This is a genomic window from Putridiphycobacter roseus (genome assembly GCF_003234935.1).
GTDB classification, from domain to species: domain Bacteria; phylum Bacteroidota; class Bacteroidia; order Flavobacteriales_D; family Crocinitomicaceae; genus Putridiphycobacter; species Putridiphycobacter roseus.
This window is the reverse complement of record NZ_QKSB01000004.1, coordinates 1-21,301: the sequence shown is the minus strand read 5'-3', so window position 1 is coordinate 21,301 and position 21,301 is coordinate 1. Positions and strand designations below refer to the sequence as shown.

At 34.2% G+C, this 21,301-nt stretch carries 23 protein-coding genes; 1 reads left to right on the top strand and 22 read right to left on the bottom strand.

What is annotated here, in order from left to right:
- Window positions 1-64: 64 nt before the first annotated feature.
- The 13 genes from DNU06_RS07960 to DNU06_RS07905 form a co-directional block, all read right to left on the bottom strand.
- Window positions 65-1,285, bottom strand: coding sequence for a T9SS type A sorting domain-containing protein (locus DNU06_RS07960; RefSeq protein WP_146239190.1), 1,221 nt, complete (start codon window positions 1,283-1,285; stop codon window positions 65-67).
- Between the two features lie 140 nt (window positions 1,286-1,425).
- On the bottom strand, window positions 1,426-2,649 hold the full coding sequence (locus DNU06_RS07955) for a T9SS type A sorting domain-containing protein (protein WP_111062723.1): 1,224 nt from the start codon (window positions 2,647-2,649) through the stop codon (window positions 1,426-1,428).
- Window positions 2,650-2,794: 145 nt separating this feature from the next.
- Window positions 2,795-4,024, bottom strand: a complete 1,230-nt coding sequence (locus DNU06_RS07950; protein ID WP_111062722.1) for a T9SS type A sorting domain-containing protein — start codon at window positions 4,022-4,024, stop codon at window positions 2,795-2,797.
- A 288-nt stretch (window positions 4,025-4,312) separates the two neighbouring features.
- On the bottom strand, window positions 4,313-4,717 hold the full coding sequence (locus DNU06_RS07945) for a hypothetical protein (RefSeq protein WP_111062721.1): 405 nt from the start codon (window positions 4,715-4,717) through the stop codon (window positions 4,313-4,315).
- Between the two features lie 62 nt (window positions 4,718-4,779).
- A complete protein-coding gene (locus DNU06_RS07940) occupies window positions 4,780-5,760 on the bottom strand; it encodes an alpha/beta fold hydrolase (protein ID WP_233502987.1) in 981 nt (326 codons plus the stop codon).
- Window positions 5,761-5,921: 161 nt separating this feature from the next.
- Complete coding sequence (locus DNU06_RS17810; RefSeq protein ID WP_158526848.1) at window positions 5,922-6,068, bottom strand: hypothetical protein; 147 nt, start codon at window positions 6,066-6,068, stop codon at window positions 5,922-5,924.
- Between the two features lie 23 nt (window positions 6,069-6,091).
- The gene (locus DNU06_RS07935; protein ID WP_111062719.1) at window positions 6,092-6,628 is read right to left on the bottom strand and encodes a hypothetical protein; all 537 of its coding nucleotides are present in this window, start codon (window positions 6,626-6,628) and stop codon (window positions 6,092-6,094) included.
- Between the two features lie 215 nt (window positions 6,629-6,843).
- Window positions 6,844-8,358, bottom strand: a complete 1,515-nt coding sequence (locus tag DNU06_RS07930; RefSeq protein ID WP_111062718.1) for an RNA-directed DNA polymerase — start codon at window positions 8,356-8,358, stop codon at window positions 6,844-6,846.
- Window positions 8,359-8,457: 99 nt separating this feature from the next.
- Window positions 8,458-8,763 (bottom strand): hypothetical protein, encoded by a 306-nt coding sequence (locus DNU06_RS07925; RefSeq protein ID WP_111062717.1) that lies wholly within the window; start codon window positions 8,761-8,763, stop codon window positions 8,458-8,460.
- Window positions 8,756-9,133, bottom strand: coding sequence for a hypothetical protein (locus DNU06_RS07920; protein WP_111062716.1), 378 nt, complete (start codon window positions 9,131-9,133; stop codon window positions 8,756-8,758). The genes DNU06_RS07925 and DNU06_RS07920 overlap by 8 nt, the downstream gene beginning before the upstream one ends.
- Before the next feature lie 38 nt (window positions 9,134-9,171).
- Window positions 9,172-9,417, bottom strand: coding sequence for a hypothetical protein (locus DNU06_RS07915; RefSeq protein ID WP_111062715.1), 246 nt, complete (start codon window positions 9,415-9,417; stop codon window positions 9,172-9,174).
- 90 nt (window positions 9,418-9,507) lie between these two features.
- Window positions 9,508-9,807, bottom strand: a complete 300-nt coding sequence (locus DNU06_RS07910) for a type II toxin-antitoxin system RelE/ParE family toxin (RefSeq protein WP_111062714.1) — start codon at window positions 9,805-9,807, stop codon at window positions 9,508-9,510.
- A complete protein-coding gene (locus DNU06_RS07905) occupies window positions 9,794-10,051 on the bottom strand; it encodes a type II toxin-antitoxin system ParD family antitoxin (RefSeq protein WP_111062713.1) in 258 nt (85 codons plus the stop codon). Before DNU06_RS07905 ends, DNU06_RS07910 begins: the two co-directional genes overlap by 14 nt.
- 513 nt (window positions 10,052-10,564) lie before the next feature.
- Between DNU06_RS07905 and DNU06_RS07900 the strand changes: the two genes are divergently transcribed.
- Window positions 10,565-13,138: a PKD domain-containing protein gene (locus DNU06_RS07900; RefSeq protein WP_111062712.1), complete on the top strand. Its 2,574-nt coding sequence runs from the start codon at window positions 10,565-10,567 to the stop codon at window positions 13,136-13,138.
- A 104-nt stretch (window positions 13,139-13,242) separates the two neighbouring features.
- Here DNU06_RS07900 and DNU06_RS07895 read toward each other — a convergent pair whose 3' ends face one another.
- The 9 genes from DNU06_RS07895 to DNU06_RS07855 form a co-directional block, all read right to left on the bottom strand.
- Window positions 13,243-14,427, bottom strand: a complete 1,185-nt coding sequence (locus DNU06_RS07895; RefSeq protein ID WP_111062711.1) for a serine hydrolase domain-containing protein — start codon at window positions 14,425-14,427, stop codon at window positions 13,243-13,245.
- A 1-nt stretch (window position 14,428) separates the two neighbouring features.
- Window positions 14,429-15,007: a hypothetical protein gene (locus DNU06_RS07890; protein WP_111062710.1), complete on the bottom strand. Its 579-nt coding sequence runs from the start codon at window positions 15,005-15,007 to the stop codon at window positions 14,429-14,431.
- A gap of 143 nt (window positions 15,008-15,150) precedes the next feature.
- A complete protein-coding gene (locus DNU06_RS07885; protein WP_111062709.1) occupies window positions 15,151-15,654 on the bottom strand; it encodes a hypothetical protein in 504 nt (167 codons plus the stop codon).
- A gap of 50 nt (window positions 15,655-15,704) precedes the next feature.
- The gene (locus DNU06_RS07880; RefSeq protein WP_146239189.1) at window positions 15,705-16,364 is read right to left on the bottom strand and encodes a hypothetical protein; all 660 of its coding nucleotides are present in this window, start codon (window positions 16,362-16,364) and stop codon (window positions 15,705-15,707) included.
- Window positions 16,365-16,407: 43 nt separating this feature from the next.
- Window positions 16,408-16,785, bottom strand: a complete 378-nt coding sequence (locus DNU06_RS07875; RefSeq protein ID WP_146239188.1) for a hypothetical protein — start codon at window positions 16,783-16,785, stop codon at window positions 16,408-16,410.
- A gap of 225 nt (window positions 16,786-17,010) precedes the next feature.
- Window positions 17,011-17,871, bottom strand: coding sequence for a T9SS type A sorting domain-containing protein (locus tag DNU06_RS07870; protein WP_146239187.1), 861 nt, complete (start codon window positions 17,869-17,871; stop codon window positions 17,011-17,013).
- A 1,068-nt stretch (window positions 17,872-18,939) separates the two neighbouring features.
- Window positions 18,940-19,905 carry an alpha/beta hydrolase gene (locus DNU06_RS07865; RefSeq protein ID WP_199399003.1) on the bottom strand — a complete coding sequence of 322 codons (966 nt, stop codon included), beginning with the start codon at window positions 19,903-19,905 and terminating at the stop codon, window positions 18,940-18,942.
- Window positions 19,906-20,018: 113 nt separating this feature from the next.
- On the bottom strand, window positions 20,019-20,495 hold the full coding sequence (locus tag DNU06_RS07860; RefSeq protein ID WP_158526847.1) for an MlaD family protein: 477 nt from the start codon (window positions 20,493-20,495) through the stop codon (window positions 20,019-20,021).
- Window positions 20,496-20,555: 60 nt separating this feature from the next.
- Window positions 20,556-20,963, bottom strand: coding sequence for a hypothetical protein (locus DNU06_RS07855; RefSeq protein ID WP_146239186.1), 408 nt, complete (start codon window positions 20,961-20,963; stop codon window positions 20,556-20,558).
- Window positions 20,964-21,301 lie beyond the last annotated feature (338 nt).

The window sequence follows — 21,301 nt, the reverse complement described above, 5'->3', positions numbered from 1 at the left end:
ATTTGAAATAAAAAAACCTGACTGTTGAAAGTCAGGTTTTGTAAATTATTTAAGCTTGTTAAATTTATTGTTTGATAAAAGTCTGCTTAAAGGATTTGTCGGCAGCATTACCATAAATGATGTAAGTACCTTTACTCAAATGCGAAACATCTACATCATTTGAATTGTTTTGTGTAAGCATGGTTTGACCGTTCATGTTTACAATTTGAAGGCGTTCAATGGCTGTTTCAGACTGAATGTGTAAAAAGTCAGTAGTTGGGTTTGGATAGAGTACGATATTTAAAGTCGATACTTGTTCCACGGATGCCACATTGGTAAAATAATAATTGGTTAAATTAATAAGTTCTAATGTAGAGTCGAGGGTTGCATAGGTTGCAATTTCGGTTAGAAAATTTTCATTGTCATAACTGAAAACTACTTTTTGTTCTTCTATGCTATCTAGCATTAAAGCATATGATTCTACATTATTTTGAGGAGTATAGGTAAATTCACCAGTGATATAAGCAATTGGATCAATCACATTATTGCTCACTGCATATGCATCAAAAGCGTCAGCTAAACTTCCAGTATATTGGTAAATTAATCTAAATTCCCAACTTAAAGTACCAGATCCGTCTCCGAAGTACAAATCAACAGTTTTAACGTTTCCATTTAACCAAGTTATTACTGTTTTACTGTTAATTTCCAGATTGGAACCGTTATAATAATATGCAACTGCTTCAGTAAGGTTACTTGTTCCTGCTTGATAGGATAAAGAATCAACATTTTCTAAAGTTGAATTGCCTTGAAAAATATCATATTTACCTTCATAGGTTTTATTTCCTAATGCATCATACTCAAAAATAGTACTGTCGTAGGTGTTATAGTTTGTACCATCAAATGATTGCCTTACTTCAGATGAAACTTCACTCAAAGCAGTGTAAGTGTATAAAGTTCTACCATTAGACGCCGAATTATCGCTTTGAGCAATTAAGCCATTGTTCAATGTATTGGATCTCGTTTCTGAAAGTGTAAGGGGGAAACTACCTTGTAAACTGTAAAAATCTTCCGCGTCAGCATGCACCATGAATTCTTCTAAAAAGTAATACATGATATCGCCTTCGTAACCAAACTTAGGTTTAAACTCATTGAAAAAGTACTGATTAGCAGTGTAAAGATACACTGTTGAATCGGCATAGTCAACAGTACCTTCATCAAGGTATTTGTTACTGACGCTATTTAGCATTTTTTGACCGAAGGAGATGGATGTAATGAGTATACTAGCAAGGAGTAATATTTTTTTCATAATTTTCTTTTGTTTGGCATTTTCAAGCAATAATTGTTCCAAAAATCAACAACTTGTTTTTTTTTATTAAAAACCCGTATGTTATTCACCTAAAGTTATTTTAATAGCTTATTGAGTAAATTTAAACGGTGGTGTTAAAATTATTGTTTAACAAAAGTCTGCTTAAAGGATTTGTCGGCAGCATTACCATAAATGATGTAAGTACCTTTACTCAAATGCGAAACATCTACATCATTTGAATTGTTTTGTGTAAGCATGGTTTGACCGTTCATGTTTACAATTTGAAGGCGTTCAATGGCTGTTTCAGACTGAATGTGTAAAAAGTCAGTAGTTGGGTTTGGATAGAGTACGATATTTAAAGTCGATACTTGTTCCACGGATGCCACATTGGTAAAATAATAATTGGTTAAATTAATAAGTTCTAATGTAGAGTCGAGGGTTGCATAGGTTGCAATTTCGGTTAGAAAATTTTCATTGTCATAACTGAAAACTACTTTTTGTTCTTCTATGCTATCTAGTAATAAAGCATATGATTCCACATTATTTTGAGGAGTATAGGTAAATTCACCCTTGATATAAGCAATTGGATCAATCACATTATTGCTCACTGCGTATGCATCAAAAGCGTCAGCTAAACTTCCAGTATATTGGTAAATTAATCTAAATTCCCAACTTAAATTCCCAGATCCGTCTCCGAAGTACAAATCAACACTTTTAACGTTTCCATTTAACCAAGTTACTACTGTTTTATTGTTGATTGCCAGATTGGAACCGTTATAATAATATGCCACTGCTTCAGTAAGGTTACTTGTTCCTGCTTGATAGGATAAAGAATCAACATTTTCTAAAACTGTAATGCCTTGAAAAATATCATATTTACCTTCATAGGTTTTATTACCTAGTGCATCATACTCAAAAACGGTACTGTCGTAGGTGTTATAGTTTGTACCATCAAATGATTGCCTTACTTCAGATGAAACTTCACTTAATGCAGTGTAAGTGTATAAAGTTCTACCATTAGACGACGAATTATCGCTTTGAGCAATTAAGCCATTGTTCAATGTATTGGTATTCGTTTCTGAAAGTGTAAGCGGGAAACTACCTTGAAAACTGTATATGTCTTCCGCGTCAGCATGCACCATGAACTCCTCTAAAAAATAATACATGATGTCACCTTCAAAACCAAATTTAGGTTTAAATTCATTAAAGTACGAATAGTTGGTGTTGTAAGCAAAGACTATTGAATCTGCATAAAGAACAGCCCCAAAGTCATCTAAGAAACGGTTTGTTGTGCTGTTTAGTAATTTTTGTCCGAAAGAAATGGATGTAACGAGTACCCCGACTAGAAGTAATAATTTTTTCATAATATTTAGTATTTAAAGTAATTTATTCCCCGGCTTAATTAAATTAAAAATAGGTAATTTATTTTAATTAAGCTGTTTAGGAAGATATTTTTATTTGCTTTAGTCGGTTTTAAGACCACATTGCGCGTTTTAAACCACCAATAAATTACTCTTTTATAAAAGTCTGTTTAAAAGATTTGTCGGCAGCATTACCATAAATAATGTAAGTACCTTTACTCAAATGCGAAACATCTACATCATTTGAATTGTTTTGTGTAAGCATGGTTTGCCCGTTTATGTTTACAATTTGAAGGCGTTCAATGGCTGTTTCAGACTGAATGTGTAAAAAGTCAGTAGTTGGGTTTGGATAGAGTACAATATTTAAAGTAGATACTTGTTCCACGGATGCCACATTAGCAAAATTATAATCGGTTACGTCACCCAGTTCTACTACCGAGTCGTTGTGGTTATAGTAGTATCTTTTCATTTGATTCAGAAAGCCTTCATTGTCATAAATATATTCGAAACTATAATTCATTACTCCATTGGTGTTGGATGTGAATGTTAATGGATCGTTTTGTTGATTGAAGGTAAATACTGCTGATTCGAATATATTTGTAGAAACAATATTACTATATACAGGGTGTAAATCATAAGTACTGACAAGATTGCCACTGTATTGGTAAAACATTCTAAATTTCCAAAGGAAAGCATTTGGTCCTGCACCACTAAACAAATCAATTTTATCAACTTTTCCGTTTACCCAAGTGATTGTACTGCGGTAATTGGCTTCTAAGTTTCCCATAAAAGGTTTGTAAGTAGATGATTGGGTGAGATTACTGGTTCCTGCTTGGTAAGTCAGGGAATCTAACTCATCTATGAATGCACTTCCTGCATTGAAATGATATTCAGCGCGGTATATTTTGTTGCCAAGCGCATCATAATTGAAAATGGTACTGTCCTCGTTATTCCAGCTTGTGCCATCATATGATTGTGTGATCACCATGGCTTTTTTACCTTGTGGTGTATAGGTGTAAAGTGTTCTATTACTCGCGATAGTATTCTCGCTTGTGGTGATTAAACCATTGCTCAAAATATTTACATGGGCCTCCGCAGTATAAAGTACATTTGACCAGTCGTAATAATAAACATCTTTTGTATTGGCATGTACTAGTTGGTCTTCTACGAAAATATTCATGTAGTCGTCACTAAAACCAAATTTTGGTTTAAATTCATTAAAAAGGTATGGGGTACTTGTGTAGCCATACGCTGTTGAATCTGCAAGAACAACAGTTCCCAAAGCATCTATTTGCTTGTGTACAACGCTAAATAGTGTTTTTTGACCAAATGATGCTGATGTAACTAGCACAGCAGTAAGTAGTAGTAAGTTTTTCATAATCCTTTTTTTAACCTTTGTTTGCAATAATACTGCTATTATCAGCAATTGATGTTTTTTTTCACCTAAAAATCACTTAAAATATTCGTGTAAAGTGATTTAATTGGGTTGTAGGGCAAGAAAAAGTGCTGTTAGGTTTTTATGTTGTTGTTTCTGGTTTTTTATGCTCACGGACTTCGATTAACTCAATTTGGTATTGAATCCTGAATGACAATTTGATACGCATTTGCGCTTACCTTAACACCGTAACATGGCCGCTGTATTGGAAAGATTGACCTCAATAAATGCCTAGATATCTAAATTGTCTTTCTTGTGTTGTTGACTTTCAAAAAAAGCTTTAAAACTGCTGTTGGCACTAAAAAAATAGATGGCCAATGCATAAACCATTGACATGACCAATAAAGGTGTTTTGGCAAGGAAGGGTTTGTCAATCATAAAAAGTCCAATCAGCGCACCGAGTAAGCCCAGCGAAAACAAAACAATACCTATGATTTTCGCTCCCTTTTTCCCCTTGTAAATCATGACTAAAAGTAAAATGGTGAGCAAAAAACGAATGGCTTGTTGTACTATTTTTTTGGTTTCTACCACAGGGTGGGTGGCATGGTATAAATAAATGGTATGTACTGAAACCAAAAGGATACTGATGGACAGTAAAATGGTTCTTTTTCTTCCCAATGCAATCAAATCCTCCATATAAACGTTTGTATTTAAGTCTTTTTGTGCTTAAAAAAGGTAAATATAATATTTATCCCCCTTTATTTGATTTCCTGCTCGTCTAAAAAGGATAAGATGAAGCTGGCAATCTCCCTTGTTTTTTCCTCTGCAGCAAAATGACCTGCGTCCAAGAGGTGTAAGGTGGCATTTGGCAAATCTTTTAAATAAGCTTTAGCGCCATTGGCATTGAATTTTTGATCCTTTGCCCCCCAAACAATAAGGGTCTTGGGTTGTTGTTCCCGCAACATTTTTTGCCAAGTGGGATAAGCCAATAAGTTGTTGTTGTAATCCTGAAAGAGTTGTACCTGAATTTCACGGTCTTTTTCGGAACTTAAAAATGCCAAATCATGGGTCCAAGCATCCGGACTTTGCAGGTGGACATTAGTGGAATCAAGGTCGAATAGGTATTGTTGGTTAATTATGGCATCTGCACCTGTTAAACCGTATAAAAAAGCGTGTTTTGCTGCCGAGGTATCCGATTGGGCAGTGCGGAAAAAGGCTTGGCGCTTTTCCGTCAGTCCGGCTAAATAGGCATTGGCGTTTTGAACAATTAAGGCTTCAATCCGCTCGGGATCTTTCATCATCATGCGGTAACCAACGGGCGCACCAAAGTCCTGCATGTACATTACGTATTTTTTAATGCCCAAACGGTCGACCAATTTTTGGGTGTATTCCGCTAGTAAGTCAAATGTGTAATGGGTGCTGTCGGGGTTTAAATGGGTGCTGTAACCCGACCCTAAATTGTCGGGAGCAATGACATAATAATGTGTTGCCAACATGGGAATTAAATGACGGTAAGTATGGGAGGAGGAGGGATAACCATGCAGTAAAACAATGGTTGGGTTTTTGGGATTTCCAGCAGCCCGATAAAATAGTTTTACATCCCCTATGGCTAAGTAATGATGCCCAGTGGGCGGGGGGAGGAAGTATTCCCTTTTATTAGATTCCGCCTGTTTTTTTGCCTTGTTGTTACAACTAAAAAGGCTAATGCTGATGAGGGTGAGGAATAGAAATTGCTTCATTTTTATGTTTTTGTTTTGCCAAAGGCCTTTTTTTATCTGCCTTGCCGCAAGGTACGAAAGAGTAATGAAGTTTGTATTTTCTATGCTAGTTTTGAGGTTAGTGCTTTGTTGGTTTTAGTTTCTTTGTTTTATTGCAACAATTAGGTCACATTAACATGCTGCTAATCTACCATACTAGATTTGTGTACCTTTAGTATTCTGACCAAATAATCATTTAAGAGTTCGGTAGTCTTTACTTGAGTATAAGTTGCAGTCTCTATTATACTTTGATCTGAATTCATAGCAACTAAATATGGTTGGTACTTCATATTGAAATTGCTTATTAAATAATCTACTTATAAAGCTCATAGTTTCTTTTTTCCCAATATTCAGATAATTGAACTCTCGTATTAATAATTAATTCAATAATTTTTTGAAGCGAGTCCTCAGAGAATTGAGCATATTCCTGCTCCATTCCCTTTTTAGAGATTCTTAAATTAACGTAAGTATATCCATCATCATCTGTATTTTCCCAATCTGCGTGAACAACTAAATTTCTCAGTCTCCCACTTTCCTTTAAGTCAGAGATTAGTTTATCATACCCTGAAATTTCAATATCACAACCTAAATGAAAATCATCACTAAACCTTTTGAATAAATCAACTTTAGTTGAGTATGTCATTTTATGAAGTACTATCAGTCCTGTTGAATCACTTCTATCTGTGAATATTTCACAGATAATGTTGTCCAAATATTTTTCAAGACCATTGAAATACATCACTATTAATCCAATTAGAGGAAGAGAAGTGTCTAAATATTCTTCAGCTTTCTCTTCATCTTCAATGTCGTGATAAAGGTGTTGGTCAAATATTTTTTTCTTTTGTCTCATTCTCTTTGCTTACAGCTAAGGTTTAATATATGGCTAGTAGGGTAGTTGAAAGCGAAAAACTCTCAAGCTTAAACTAAGCCAAATTTAAACATTTTGTTTTTAAATTTTTATTTACTAGTGCCAAATTTTATTTTTGGCGTACATTCATATAAATCAGTGTTTTGATGAGTCAATGAATTCCCTATTTGATATATATATTGTTAGCCATTCGCCTATTATTGATAGTCACTTTTTATAAACGATAATTCACTTTTTTTCATAAGCTTATAATTTATTGGAAGAACGTCCCAAGGAAGAACTTCATAAACATAAATCCAAAATCTATCAAAATCATCTTTTTTAAGTTCTTTTGCTAAGTCCACATACTCTTTCAGATATATTTTCCTTTGATGTTTTCTGTCATATAAATATGAAATTATTAGAAAGACACAATCTAAAGACTTTATTGAATCCTCCTTAATACTAATATTTTCAAGTTTAAAGTCGTATTTTAAAGCCCAGTAAATGCCATAAGAACAGGCTTCAAAAATATTATTTGAGACACCATAATCGTATATATCTTCTGCGATTTCTTGAATTGTTTTTTTATTTACACTATGTGGTTCGAAAACAAAATCTTCAATTATTTGAATTAAATATGGATATAATAAAACAAGGTGATGAATTTGTTTGATTAAGTATGTTTTTGAATTCTTTTCTAAATTCCACTTAGCAATAATTTTTATTGCATAATTTAAAATGGCAACATTTGAACCTTCTGAAAGCATAAGCTCTATTGAATAGTCTAGAAAACCTTTAAGAACTTTTGTATTAATAGTGTCTTTACCTTTTACCTGGTATATATCTGTAAAATTGAAGTGGTTTAATTTTGTTACCCAGTTTTGAACACTAGCTTTTGGTAAAGGAATTATTTCAGATTTTTTATAATTTAAGACTAATTCGTATTTTTTTAATTGCTCAGATAAATTCAAAAAGAATTTCTCCGCTTCTTCATAAGATTTAACGTAACAAGTGTAATCATCAATATTTCTAACATATTGATAACCTAGTTTTTGCATTTCAAGATCAACAGATGTAAGAATGATTTCTGAAATTAAATTGGAAGAGTGCGGTCCAATAAGAACCCCGTTTGTTTCACCGTATTTTAAATTTCGAGTGTAAAAATCCAATTGATTAAACCAATGACTTTCATCTCTATTCTTTTTAGAATAATTTTTTCCGACCAAAGACCAAGTGATTGAATGACTATATATGCTAGGAAAGCAATTTGAAATATCTGCAATCGCTATATATTTACTTCTAATTACAATATCTTGTTCTGGATAACCATCTTTGAAAGAATTTTTATAATTCATTTCAAATAGATAGTCTTTATTCTTCAGTTTTCTAAGATGAATTCTACTTACCTTAAAGTTTTCGTTCTTGGTTTTATCTCTAAAATGAGTTTGTAACTTAGGCCAATTTTCAGAAAGAATATGACATTGGTTTATGTATGCAAATGGTTCAGGAATTGCTAGCGGTCTTGGGATATTTATATTCCTCATACTGGAATATCTAATATAATCAGTTGGTTTTATTGTTAATGGTAATATTAGTGTTTTTGAATGTTCTAAAAATTTTTTACTACAAAATATGCTGGGCATTTTTTCAGCAAATAGGCCACCAGATACTAGCCCATCAAATAGTTCAGAAGAAGTAATTTCATTTGAGTAAAATGAGTATTGATTCATAATTTTCCAACTTGTTTTAATAATGCCTAACGTTTGTGCAAATTTGCATTGCTGTAAGGTACGAAACAGCTATGAAATTTTCATTTTGTTAGGCAAAGTTTATTTCGGTTGATATTGTAAACATTTTTCAATCATATTTTTCCAATAACCGTCAGTGAAGTACTGTTTTTCGTTACTGTTAGTGTGATTTCTTAGCTTTTCCAATGCTAAAGGAATTAATATTGACCAGTCCGAATTATGTGTAAAGGAATAAAGCAATTTATCTTTGAATATTCCACTTCTATAATTTTTAACAATTAAATTTCCTTTATCATCTTCATCTATGGAGATTTTATAGACTTTTTCTAAGTCAATAAAATAAGATTTTTTTCCAAATGAATTTGGTTTTACTAATTGATTAATCATTTCTTATTATTGTTAATACGTTATCTCCTTTCTGATATAAATCTTGTCCTATTTGAAAAGTGAAATCTTCTTCAAAAGTTGTGTAAATTTCTGAGCTGCCACGATTTTCAACTAATTTAATCATTGGAGAAGCATTTCTTAAAATTCCAGCTATTTGTAAGTATTCCTTAGGGTCTTTTGATTTTATACCAATCATTTGAATTTTATCATTCTTATGGCTAACTGTAATAATTTCAGATGGTCCACTTAGAAAACTTTTCTTCATGACATAGTTATAGACATCTAAACCTTCCAATTTATTATTTTGAACACTTTTAGCCACTTTTCTAAATTCTGTATCTAATTTTTTAAATGACGTATTTTCCTCCATTTCAGATAGAAAGTATCCAAATCGTGTTGATATAGGTATCATATATTAATTCTTATAGTTACAATTCCTTCAAATTCAATTCTAATAGAATCCATTTTTGTTGGGTCAAAAGGAATTTCCCCATCAAAGAATGAGAATTGAAATTCAGCACCACTTCCCATTGCTATTTGTATTATTCCAGTGCCTGGTACTATTCCGTAATTCACTACAGAATGAAACTTATCTGAACGTTCAGGGTTTAAAATCATTAACTCTTGACCTTCTTTAAAAATTAGTTCTTTCATATTTTTTCTATTGTTGCCTAACGTTTGTGTATGTTGTCGTTGCTAGCCCGAAGGGCAGCTATGCAATATACATTTTGTTGTATTTAGTTTTTATTCTGCTATTCTTTTCTTTAAGTCCATTCTTTCATGCAGCACCCTTGTGATTTCAACATAGTCCTTGTTTACAGTTCGGTAAAAAATGATGTGACGGTTTGTTTTCATTCCAAGCAATTTTTCAGCAATTTCGTCGTAATTCTTCCCTAAGTCTGGATTATCAGCAATTTCTTGGCAGTTTGAAACGAGCGATTCATAATACTTGTCTGCCTGTCTTTCTGACCAAACTTCAAATGTATAATCCCATATTTTCGATAAGTCCTCAACAGCTTTTTTTGTCAATTTAACTTGCGCCATTCGAATGCTTTTTCGCTTTTAGAGATTCTAAATGTTTTTTCGGGTCAAAATCGTGCGCAATTCCGCTATCCACTCCTTCTTGAATAGCATTTTTTAACGCAACAACTTTACTCTCCTCCTCTTCTAAAAGTCTTAATCCAGCACGAATAACTTCGCTTACATTTTTAAATCGTCCTTCATTTACTCGTCCTTGAACAAATTGGTCAAAATAGTTCCCGAGTGATACTGATGTATTTTTATTCATTTTGATCCATTTTATTCAAACATACCAATAATTGGTAACTTTTCCAAATTATATACTATTTTGGAAAAACCAACCAAAATGTGGTAACTGGGTATTTTTTGCTATTATTACTTAATAAATTCTTTTTCTAATTTAGCCTCAATTCCGTTGTTTATGACCTTAAAAAAGAAAACATAATGCTTACCTTCATACCTTATTCGTATTATACCTAGTCTATAAAACTTTTGAAGAAATATTCTTGTCCAAAGCCATGATGACTTATATGCTACTTTTTCCAAACGTCTTATGTAAATAAAAGCTTAAAAGCTAGTGCTTTGTGGTGAATTTAAAATTTATTTATTTGAATGGTCGTGTGTTAGGTTAAACGTGAGCAAGGGGAGGGGATGGGCGTGGTTTTGTTGCTTGGCTGAAGCTTTTATTAAACTTTCAAAAGGCTTGTATTTTAAATGGAGAACAAGCCGGTTAAATATTTATTTATATATTTAAATAACTATTATTAACTAAATCAAACACATGAAAAAAATCTCCGCAATTCTTTATTTTACCTTTATCACATTTGTGACTTTTGCACAAAATCAAATTCCGGCCTGTCAATCTCCAGCTATAGCAGATGGTCATTGGTATTTTGGATACAAAAATGGGCTCGACTTTTCGAGTGGTACACCTGTTTATGACAATGCACCTAATATTCATAATGTCATGGCGAGCGGTACACAAGAATCTATTGCCATTCAGAATGATCAAAATGGCAACATGTTGTTTTACACGGATGGATACAAATTATATGATCAAAACCACTGGGCAATAACAGGATTTTTTGGGGGGCACGCCAGTAGTGCCGCCGGTTCAATTATTGTACCTAATCCGGCTCAGTCAAACCAATACTACGTGTTTAATACCGGTGTTCAAAATACTGTAGCACCAGTGGCAAGTGTGTTTAGTTACACCATAGTAACGGTTACGGGTACTCAAGCTGCTGTTACACCAGCAACAACTTATGTGACTGTTCCTGCACCTGCCGGCTATTTTATTGACATCAACAACGGACTTCACTGTGCTGAAGGTGTTACTGCTGTAGCGGGATGTGACAATTCATATTATATCATCACTACGGGTAGAAAAGCGGTGTCGGATCATTTTATGGTTGTTTTTAAGCTGGATAATTCAGGACTTAATTTCCACTCAGAAAAAGCAATACCAGGTATTTTGTCGGCTACTGTACAAGGCGATTATGCCATTCCTATTGAAGCGGCTCCAAATGGAGAAAAGGTTGCCATTAACCCATTTAGAGATGGTAATGTTTGTCGTGTTTTTGATTTTAATAACATGACGGGTATTTTGAGCAACGAGGCAATCATCAATCACGAATTTTATAGCGTTTGCTTTAGTCCTGATTCTAAATTATTATATGGTTCAATAAACTCATCAGATATTTTATACCAATACAATGCACAAGCTGTAAATATCGCTGCGAGCGAAATGCAAGTAGGGCCGTTTACCGACTTGAATGGATATTCAGAAGACATGGAAAGAGGGCCTGATGATAAGATTTATATCAATAGAAGAAAAGTTAACCTTGCCGTTATTCACAATCCAAATAACCCTGTGACGGCATCAAATATGAATGCCTGTAATCTCGACGATAATGGACCTTTATTACAACATTACGCTTCAACGGGACTACCAAATGTTTTTGATGCCAATAAAGCACATGTTTTTCCGAGTACAAACATTTCAGGTGTTTTAAAAACTTGTATCAGTAATAGCGGAAATGAAAACTATGCTGTTTCATTAAATAGCGGTGAAACTGTGAGTTGGACCCTTACGGGTGGTAACTTTATTGGAGGGAGTAACCAAGCAAATATTACAGTTGACTGGGCATCATTGCCAGGGACTTTAACCGTGAATGTAAACAATGAAGATGGTTGTACTTCTTCACAAACCATTACGGTAACTGAATGTTGCGATATTGCTGCTTGCGTTTGCAATTTGATACCCACACTTAATTATTCAATCTCTAGAAGTTGTGAAGTTGAATTTACGGGCACATCAGGTGCTGACCCTTGTTTAGAAGATGTGACTTACGCATGGGATTTTGGTGATGGTACCACTTTTAACGGTCAAAACCCACCTTTACATATTTTTCCGTCCTCTGGTGATTATACCATTTGTTTAACAGTTACCGGGAGCAATGGCGTAGAAGTTTGTACTAAATCAATATGCAAAACCATACACATTAGATGTAATCCACCATGCGATTGTAAAGGGTTTGAACCCGTATTTAAATATGATTTAAACAAAGAGAATTGTACGTATAGCTTTGATGCATATACCGACCTGGATCCTTGTTTTAACAATGTATCTTACTCGTGGAATTTTGGAGACAATACCACTTCAATTGGTGAAAGTGTTGGACATGTATTTGGCAATAGCGGAACGTATTATGTTTGCTTAACTGTTGAGGTGAAAAATGATGAAGGCGAAGTGATTTGTAAAAACGAATATTGTAAAAAAGTAGAGGTGAAGTGCAAAGGAGAATGTGAGTGCAAACTTGACCCTTATTTCGATTTAACAATTGGCTCAGACTGTAATTATATCTTCACTGGTTTTTCTGGTTCAAACTGTGTTGATGTAAACGCTTATGAATGGTATGTGAATGGAACAGGACCAATATCAAGTCAAGTAATGCAACAACAATTTATTAATGGTGAAACTTATGAAATTTGCTTGGTGGTTAAAGGTTCGACCGCAGATAGTCAATGTGAAGAGAAAATTTGTAAGAAAATAACGGCTGATGATTGTGGCAGAAATGTCCAAAAATCAAGTGCAGCGGTAAATGATTTGACTTTGTTTCCAAATCCAGCGAATGCATCATTCCAATTCTCTATAAAAGCAGAAAAACAATCGGAAGTTCAAGTTTATTTAAAAGGATTGAACGGACAAGTGCTCAGCAGTTATACTGAGTTGATTGAAATGGGGACTCAAAATGTAAAAATTGATTTACCAGCTATAGCTAATGGCTTGTTTTTGGTAGAAATTATATTAGATGATCAACATTATGTAAAACGAATTGTGATTCAACAATAAAACTGAGCATCATTTAAATCTTAAAAAGGAGCTTCCATTGCGGTTGCTCCTTTTTTTACACACACTATAAAACGACTGCACCACATTTAAATGAGGTGCAGCATTTACTCAAACATCACAGCCGACACGCTTTTAAATATTTGGTCTTTTGAGGTATTGAATGCCCTTGTGTTATTTACGAGTAACACATAGCTCATGTCGGTTTCGGGGTAGTAAAAAGCATAGGAATTGAAGCCGTCTATTCCACCAGTATGACCGACCGCAACACCATTTTGGGTATTGAATTTTTCTATGCCATAGCCATTCTCTGTTTGTCCGTAAGTCTCCCAGTGCCAATCTTCGGGCAAGTCAAACCAATCGGTCATTTCATTTAATGAAGCGGGAGAAATGAGGGCGCCCTTCATCAATTGTTCAAAAAACAAGGCCAAGTCGTAGGCGTTAATGGCAATACAACCATCACCACCAATGCCCAATTCGTCTTGGTAAAGGTTTTGAGACTCGGTCAATTCTCCTGAATTATACAAGTCGTAATAACCTTTTACACAACCGTCAGGAATGGGTTTGCTTTCGCTGTAATAGGCAGAATACAACCCGAGTGGAGAAAATACTTCATTTGTATACACACTTTCGAAAGGTTGACCACTTGCTTTTTCTAAAATAATGGAGAGCAAAACAAAATTGCTGTTACAGTAGCGGTAAGTTTCTCCCACAGGAAAGTGTGCTTTTTTATCGTAAATGTAGGTGACAGCTTGCTCCTTTGTAAAATGGTTGTTGACCTTGTTTACCCGATCCAGTTCAAACCTGTCGGTATAATAATCAACAATGCCACTGCGGTGGGAGAGGAGGTGCCCGATTTTTGCTTCAGCTGCATTGTCTACCCGTTCTACTATTTCGCTCGGTAGCCATTTACTAATGGGATCGTCAAGCGATAAAACGCCCTTGTCGACATAACGAAAGATGGCCGCAGCGGTAAATACTTTACTGATACTGGCGATTAAAAAAGTATTGCAAGGTTTCATGTCCACATTAGAAGCAATGTCCGCTTTTCCGCCCGAGCCAATCCACATGCCATTTTTATCTTTTACCAATAACACTGCACCCACTAATCCTTCTCGGATGTTGTCGTCTAAAATTTGCTGATAAATACTTGCCTTTGGGTGGACAGCACTGCTGTCGTTAAAAATAAAATTGCAGGCATAATTGTCTATTGGCAATACCTTATTTTTTTGACAAGCCAGCAGGCTTAAAATAGAAAATAAGATGAGGGTGATTTGTTTATTTGCTTTCATTTTAATTCAGTTTAATGTGCATTCCCAGTTTAAAAAATGTTCTTGTGGTTAAATAACTATTGTACAAAGGCAGGTCAATATTGCTTTCGTAGCGGATAAAAGGTTGCAGGCGATTTGCCTTGAGGTAGGTGAGTCCCAAACCAAAGGTGAGCAAGGCATGAGACTTGCCCCATTGTTTTTTATTTTCCCATGCACCTGTGTCTGTATTTTGAACATAGGTTTCACCGGGATAAAAAGTGTGTTGGTAACCTATGCCAACTGGAGCATCAATTCCAATTGTATTTTTTATGTTGTATTGGTAACTGTATGCTGTGCGGAGGTAAAGTGCATTCTCCACTTTCTGGTGATGATATCCACCAAGGTAGGCGTTTATGTGATGGGTTGAATTTCCGCTTTTGCTTTGAAAAAGTGTAGTCCCTATTTCTAAGCCCGGATGAAGGGGTAAAAAACGGGTGAAGGGAAATGAATAGGTCTCGTTGGTGAGGGCAATGCTGAGGTTGTTCAACTTTTGTGCCTGCAATGTACCTTGGGTTAAAATGGCAAAAACCAATAAGAGGATTGCGTTGATTTTGTTTTGCATATTGTTTGTTTACTCACTAACAATTGAAAACAAGTTAACCCCTATGGAGTGCGCTGACTTTATTAAATTTTATGCTGTATTTATAGCGTTTTTTAATGCTGAAAAGAAGGGTAATACCCTTGGTTTACTAGAGAAGGAAGCACTTATCGTTGACGACTTTTATTCATGTTATTGATTATTTCCTTTCTGTCTACTATTTCTAAATTCAAGGCTTCACCTAGCGCAGATAAGCTTTTTTTAGCTTTTTCATAATCGGTAAATTCTTTTAACTCAACCTTTTCTTTCTGATCGTTTGTCAAAGCAATAAAAAATGAACGGACTTTGATATTATTTGAAATACTGCGGTGATTCATGGTTTGAGATTGGCTATTGAGCAACAATTCAATTCTTGTAAACTTTTCAAGTCCTTGCCATTTTCCTATTTTAAAGTTTAAAATGTTCAAATAATTTTTCATCCTTTTATTTTCAATATCTATCAAAGTCCCCTTGATGGATAAAAAGATAAAAATGGCAGGCAAGAGCATTACAATTCCTAGAATCCTATAGTCGGCTGACAGGATACAAAGTACGGAAATGATGAATGCGACTAAGCCGATATAAAAATATTGAAAACTGACACCGTCAGCAACGTTAATTGTTTTGTCCATGGTTTTAAAAAAATATAAAATCCGATTGTATGATTTACCGGCTGCTGTTGTTAATATTTTTCAAATTTTGAATTCATCCACGCCTCCAGCATCTCTTTTTTATCCCCTTCATTGTTGTAGTTGATGTTTATGCCAAAGTCAAATCCGTTTATTAGTCTGCTGTACATCATTTGGTTTAAAATAACATCCCCTTTAGGGCCATAAATGACAAATTCATAAAACACAAAATCGAGTCCATTAACACTTACCGTTTGGGTTGCTGAAGAATCTGTTTTCATACCATTTTGTAAATAAGTATTGTAAATGAGTTCCTTTAGTAAAACATTATTGCTTGCCCATTCTCCTTCATATTCCTCTATAAAGGGTTGGGAAGTGGATTGGAAAATATTGAATTTATTTTTTTGAAAGTTCAACAGTTGCTTTAATTCACTGGCGTCAATTTCAATGCCTGCTGACTCACTTATTAAGTCTAGGCCATTACTTGTCCTTTCGTCCAGTGTACTTTTGTGTGTTACCTCCCAACCATTTGGAATTTCCATGGTCCAGCCAATTTCTTTACTGTGGTAAGTATTGTCGGTTATTTTGCCCTCGTCAATTTGCTTATTTGGGTCAGTTGAACAAGAGATTAATACAGTGAGCAATAGTAAGGCGATCCATTTAATTTTCATGTCTTTTTTATTGAGGTGTTGGTGTTTAACAAATTTAGGCATTTATGCCGAACAGTTTAGCTGTTGGTTTTGTATTCATTATTATTTAATAAACCGTTTCGACTACCTTATTGTAAATGTTTTCAGTCACGAAATATCCGCCTTCAATATACCTGTTACCTGCTATTATCTGATTACCTGAATCAAAATTAACTTTAAATTGATAAGTTCCTTCTCTTGGATGTTCAAATGTGAGGGTTCTTCTTTCACCTACTTTAATATTTTCAATTTTTTCTGAATTAGGAAATAATGAAATGGACTTAATATTTTCTTTAGATTTATTCACGAAATCAACCCTTACTTGTCCATTTGGGACACTAAAAAGTGGGATTTTATAATCGGTTAAAGCGTATTGTTTATTTAAGACTAGAAACCCAGTGGTTCCTATTGTCAACAGCATTAGTATTAATATAAACTTCTTCATTCGATAGTTGACGTTTGAATAAAATTAGGTATTTATGCCGAACAGCTTCGCTGTAAATTTTATTTTTTGTTAGCTACTGCTTTATAAAAGTGATAATATAAAATGCGTTCCAAATAGGCAATCCAATTACTTCATTCGTTTTAATTAATAAAATATTTTTTGTTGACAGTACAAAGAATTATGTGAACCAATGAACTGTTACTTTGTATGCGACACATACTGCTACTACCTCAAAACAAACTTACCTTTGGAAAGTGACCCTGTCCCTTTTGCATTAAGTATTTCAAAAACATATAATTGTTTACTAAGGTTTAGGTTTATTATAGATTCACTATTTTTTAAAAGACCGTTGTAAACTAAGACGCCTGACAAGTTAAATATCCTGATAATTTCATTTTGAGAATTGTTGGAAGCAATAATTTTGATCTGAGAGTTACCTATAGGTCTTAATTGAAAGTCTTCTGAATTAATAACATCAATTCCTGCGGTTCCTAAAATGATTAGAGATGATGTAGTATCACGACAATCATTGACATTTTTTGTCCACATACTCACCTCCCAGCTACCAATATTATCGTAAATCGTGTCTACAACTTCAAATACACTGAAATTATAAAATCCTTGTGATGTCTGACTGAGTTTCCAAAAGAAGATTGTGTCAAGTCCAGCTTGATTTTCACTCGTAAAATTGTACGATTGATTATAAAACTCAACATATACTGGCGGTACTCCAGTAAAATTGTTGCCGGAAAGAGTTAACCCAGTTGAAACTACATTAAAAGCTGCAACAGGATTTACAGAATCTAATTGAATAGTATCAACAACCATTGAACCAACATTGTCGGTAACAGTTATTTTGAACTCACCGGGTTCTAGACTACTCCAAGTTTGACTTGTATTACTTTGAGTGGTTCCCAATTTCTCCCACAGATACATATAAGGTGCTGATCCACCAGACATATGCACTGAAAGACTACCAAAGCCAGTTTGAAAACTTAACGTTCTACAAATTGGTTTAACGTGAGTTAAACTATCAATAGTTAATACTTGAGAAAACCCAAAGTTACTTATTACTAAAAGTGTCAAGGTGATAAATATTTTCATGTTTATTATATTATACTTAAATCACAACAAAAAAATAACTATCAGCAAGTTATCACAAGTTGTGGACACCGCAAATATAATAATTTATCTTTTGGTTAAGTTGGATTAGAAGTATGGCATTTACAAAATTGATGATATTATACCATAGAAAAAATATTTATTTTTAATATCAATAACTTCTTATCCCGCAACACTCCTCTCAAAATACAAGTCAAAACGTCATTCGCCCCGCAAAAAATTGTTTTCTTTTCTGAGTTTTGGGTGCAGTCCACCGCCACAAATACCGCTATAATTTTGCATTTGAAAATACTGTGGTTTGCCTTGGGAATTGACTGCCGAAAACTGCGGGTTATTGTGGTTTTTTAAACCCTTTTTTTCCTACTTGCGCTTGTAGCTAACGCTCGGCTATATTTCTGTTTGCATTACCTTGCACAAAAGCAACTAGGTAACCGCCAAGGCATTGTTTAGGCTAAATTAATTATTTTAGACTATCTAAACCATGTTTTGGCGCTATTTTATTAATTACCACTACTTTTAATTGGTAAATGCAAATTGAATATAGGTTATGTTAGGTGCTGCTTTAATTTTTTAATACGGTGGTTACAGTGGTCAACCCCCTATTCCACTTCACTTTTTCTCACACAAAATTCACGTCAAATTTTACGCGTTTAGCGTTTTTCCCGCCTTGGGCAAAAGTCCGCGCCACACAGTACCGCTATAATTTCGCATTTAAAAAACACAGTGATTCACCGTGGGATCAGTCCGCCCGAGAATTGAGTTGCCGTGGGTATAGTCCGCCTGAATTTTGGGTTGCCATGGGTACAGTCCGCCGCATTTAGTACCGCTATAATTTTGCATTTAAAAATACTGTGATTTGCCTTGGGAATTGTCTACCGAAAACTATGGGTTACTGTGTTTTTCAACCTCCTTTACCAACTTCCGCTTGCACCTAACAACCGAGTAAAGCACACTAACTGCAAATCACCAAGGCTGTCGTTATTTATTTTGTTAAACCTGATTTTAACCGTTTTATACGGTTAATTACTCTTTTTATTTTACATATTTATCATAAAATTCACCATAAGCGTCATAAGTGAATTTAGTAGCATCTTTTGAAATCTGTGCTTTTGGGACTAAAGCATCAAAGCTATGAAAACAACCTTTATACATTTTGAATTTCACATCAATACCCTCATGTTTTAATTCCTCAACATAATTGATGGTCTCATCTTTGAAGGGTTCTAAATCTCCAACAAAAGTTATGGTTGGTGGAAAGTTTTTGTAATCCTTATTTCTTGCAGGAGCGGCATAAGTCGGTACCTCTTCATTTTTTTCGCGAATATCCTTCAAGTAGGAATCCCAACCTTTTTTATTAGATTTGGCATTCCAGGCAGGAACATCAACCATTTCTTTAGCAGAAGCAGTGTTTTGACGGTCGTCAATCATTGGGTAAATGGGCATTTGAAAAGCAATATTTACATCTTGGGTGTCACGTGCTTTTAGAGTAACAGCAGCAGTAAGTCCACCACCAGCACTATGTCCGGCTACCATGAATTTATCCTCATAAATTCCAAGTTCATCAGCATTTTCTTTAGCCCATAACAGCGTATCATAACAATCATTAAATGCAGCTGGGTATGGAGCTTCCAAAGCTCTTCGATAAGCAGGAGCAATTACTACACAAGGTCTGGTTTCAATAAATTGCTTAATAATATCAAGATTAGGCATCATTTCCGGGCTTCCTATAATATATCCCCCTCCGTAAATATATTCTAAACAAGGTAATTTCCCATTTACATTAAGTGGTTTGAATATTCTTACTCTAATATCAGGACCGCCATTTTTACTTGGGATAAATCGTTCTTCGTTTTGAATGCCTTTCACTTTTTTTCCTTTGAAAGCTAATTTAGTCATGAAGTTCAGAAAATGTATACCCCAAGTTCTACTCACCAAATTTGGCATAAGTTTTAATAAAGTAAAAGAAGATTGTAATTCTTTGTCTGCTAGTTGTTTCATAATAATATTTTTTTAGATATAAACTTCTTCATTCGATAGTTGACGTTTGAGTGTGGTTTCGTTGCTGTAAGGTACGAAACAGCTATGAAATATGCTTGTTGTTGTAAGTAGTTTTATTCTATTGTCTTTTCAAGGTTTTCATTTAATCTGCGTAATTCAATTAAGATTTCTTCTTGTTTTTTCAAACCTGTAAAATCTTCAATAATACTCTCGATTTTAGCACCTAGAGAATCTCCAAAAAAACTTGTTTCAATCGGAAATAGCTTAAGTATATCTCCATTTTTTATAATTTCAGAACTCTTTCCATATTCAACAAAAATACCTTTAGTACCTAGTAAATCAGTGTTCTCTATTGTAAATTTCGAGTCGGATGGTATTTTAGTGTTCGAATTGAGATTACACTCAACAGCAATTACACCTTTGGAAGTAATTTTAATTTTATTAACCTTACCAATTTCAATTCCTTTCAAGGTAATGCTCGCATCAGTTGTTAATCCTCCAGCATTCTCAGCGTTTAGAGTTATATTGGTTTGGTTTTCTCCACAGGAAACTAACAAAAGCAACCCGATTAGAGTTATATAAATTTTCATAAGATACTTGTTTCTGTCCATTTTTGATACAATAATATAGTTCGTCTATCATCCATCCTTCTACATCTCTACTATAGTAATTTTATTTCCAGAAAGTATATAGGAATCTTCAGAAACTATACTTTGGAAGAAATCATTTACAGTTGTTCCTTCAATTAAACACCCTAAACTCATATCTAGTTTTGCTGAATCATCTGCATGAAGTTCTATTAATTCTCCAGTTTCCTTATAACAACCTTCAACAAGAGCTTGAAAAGCATAACACCTTACAACTGGACTGACATGTTCACAAAGCAGTACCAACTCTTCAATCTTTGCCTTTTTTTTAAGCTCTTTATAAACTTTCCAGAGTTCTGGTTCCGTTTGCGAATAACCAACAGCTGAACCCATATAAGCTTTAGACTCTGCAATCTTCACAACTTCTTTTGAAAGTACCACAGGGAGTATTTCACTTATATTCTGTTCCACTGCATTAGGTTTCTGATTACATGAATAGCATGTAACACATATTATCAATAAAATATTTAGTCTTAAATGCATTTTATATTTCTGGACTATTCTGACTAACGTTTTTGTATCGTTCTGAAAAACAGCCATTAGCATTTCTGTTTTTCAATCGTGTTTTTTTCTTTTTTTCAGCTAATTAAACGTTAGCTTAAAGTAATTATTTGTTTTTTCCACAAAGGGAGGAATTACTTACAACGTTTGTGTATGTTGTCGTTGCTAGCACGAAGGGCAGCTATGCAATATACATATTGTTACATGCTGTTTTATTTTACAATGTACTATTTTTTAACATTCTACAT

What these genes read in the sequence shown, in the direction of transcription:
- DNU06_RS07960 (WP_146239190.1), bottom strand. Translation starts at nt 1,285, where the DNA reads ATGAAAAAAATATTACTCCTTGCTAGTATACTCATTACATCCATCTCC.
- DNU06_RS07955 (WP_111062723.1), bottom strand. Translation starts at nt 2,649, where the DNA reads ATGAAAAAATTATTACTTCTAGTCGGGGTACTCGTTACATCCATTTCT.
- DNU06_RS07950 (WP_111062722.1), bottom strand. Translation starts at nt 4,024, where the DNA reads ATGAAAAACTTACTACTACTTACTGCTGTGCTAGTTACATCAGCATCA.
- DNU06_RS07945 (WP_111062721.1), bottom strand. Translation starts at nt 4,717, where the DNA reads ATGGAGGATTTGATTGCATTGGGAAGAAAAAGAACCATTTTACTGTCC.
- DNU06_RS07940 (WP_233502987.1), bottom strand. Translation starts at nt 5,760, where the DNA reads ATGAAGCAATTTCTATTCCTCACCCTCATCAGCATTAGCCTTTTTAGT.
- DNU06_RS17810 (WP_158526848.1), bottom strand. Translation starts at nt 6,068, where the DNA reads ATGAAGTACCAACCATATTTAGTTGCTATGAATTCAGATCAAAGTATA.
- DNU06_RS07935 (WP_111062719.1), bottom strand. Translation starts at nt 6,628, where the DNA reads ATGAGACAAAAGAAAAAAATATTTGACCAACACCTTTATCACGACATT.
- DNU06_RS07930 (WP_111062718.1), bottom strand. Translation starts at nt 8,358, where the DNA reads ATGAATCAATACTCATTTTACTCAAATGAAATTACTTCTTCTGAACTA.
- DNU06_RS07925 (WP_111062717.1), bottom strand. Translation starts at nt 8,763, where the DNA reads ATGATTAATCAATTAGTAAAACCAAATTCATTTGGAAAAAAATCTTAT.
- DNU06_RS07920 (WP_111062716.1), bottom strand. Translation starts at nt 9,133, where the DNA reads ATGGAGGAAAATACGTCATTTAAAAAATTAGATACAGAATTTAGAAAA.
- DNU06_RS07915 (WP_111062715.1), bottom strand. Translation starts at nt 9,417, where the DNA reads ATGAAAGAACTAATTTTTAAAGAAGGTCAAGAGTTAATGATTTTAAAC.
- DNU06_RS07910 (WP_111062714.1), bottom strand. Translation starts at nt 9,807, where the DNA reads ATGGCGCAAGTTAAATTGACAAAAAAAGCTGTTGAGGACTTATCGAAA.
- DNU06_RS07905 (WP_111062713.1), bottom strand. Translation starts at nt 10,051, where the DNA reads ATGAATAAAAATACATCAGTATCACTCGGGAACTATTTTGACCAATTT.
- DNU06_RS07900 (WP_111062712.1), top strand. Translation starts at nt 10,565, where the DNA reads ATGAAAAAAATCTCCGCAATTCTTTATTTTACCTTTATCACATTTGTG.
- DNU06_RS07895 (WP_111062711.1), bottom strand. Translation starts at nt 14,427, where the DNA reads ATGAAAGCAAATAAACAAATCACCCTCATCTTATTTTCTATTTTAAGC.
- DNU06_RS07890 (WP_111062710.1), bottom strand. Translation starts at nt 15,007, where the DNA reads ATGCAAAACAAAATCAACGCAATCCTCTTATTGGTTTTTGCCATTTTA.
- DNU06_RS07885 (WP_111062709.1), bottom strand. Translation starts at nt 15,654, where the DNA reads ATGGACAAAACAATTAACGTTGCTGACGGTGTCAGTTTTCAATATTTT.
- DNU06_RS07880 (WP_146239189.1), bottom strand. Translation starts at nt 16,364, where the DNA reads ATGCCTAAATTTGTTAAACACCAACACCTCAATAAAAAAGACATGAAA.
- DNU06_RS07875 (WP_146239188.1), bottom strand. Translation starts at nt 16,785, where the DNA reads ATGAAGAAGTTTATATTAATACTAATGCTGTTGACAATAGGAACCACT.
- DNU06_RS07865 (WP_199399003.1), bottom strand. Translation starts at nt 19,905, where the DNA reads ATGAAACAACTAGCAGACAAAGAATTACAATCTTCTTTTACTTTATTA.
- DNU06_RS07860 (WP_158526847.1), bottom strand. Translation starts at nt 20,495, where the DNA reads ATGAAAATTTATATAACTCTAATCGGGTTGCTTTTGTTAGTTTCCTGT.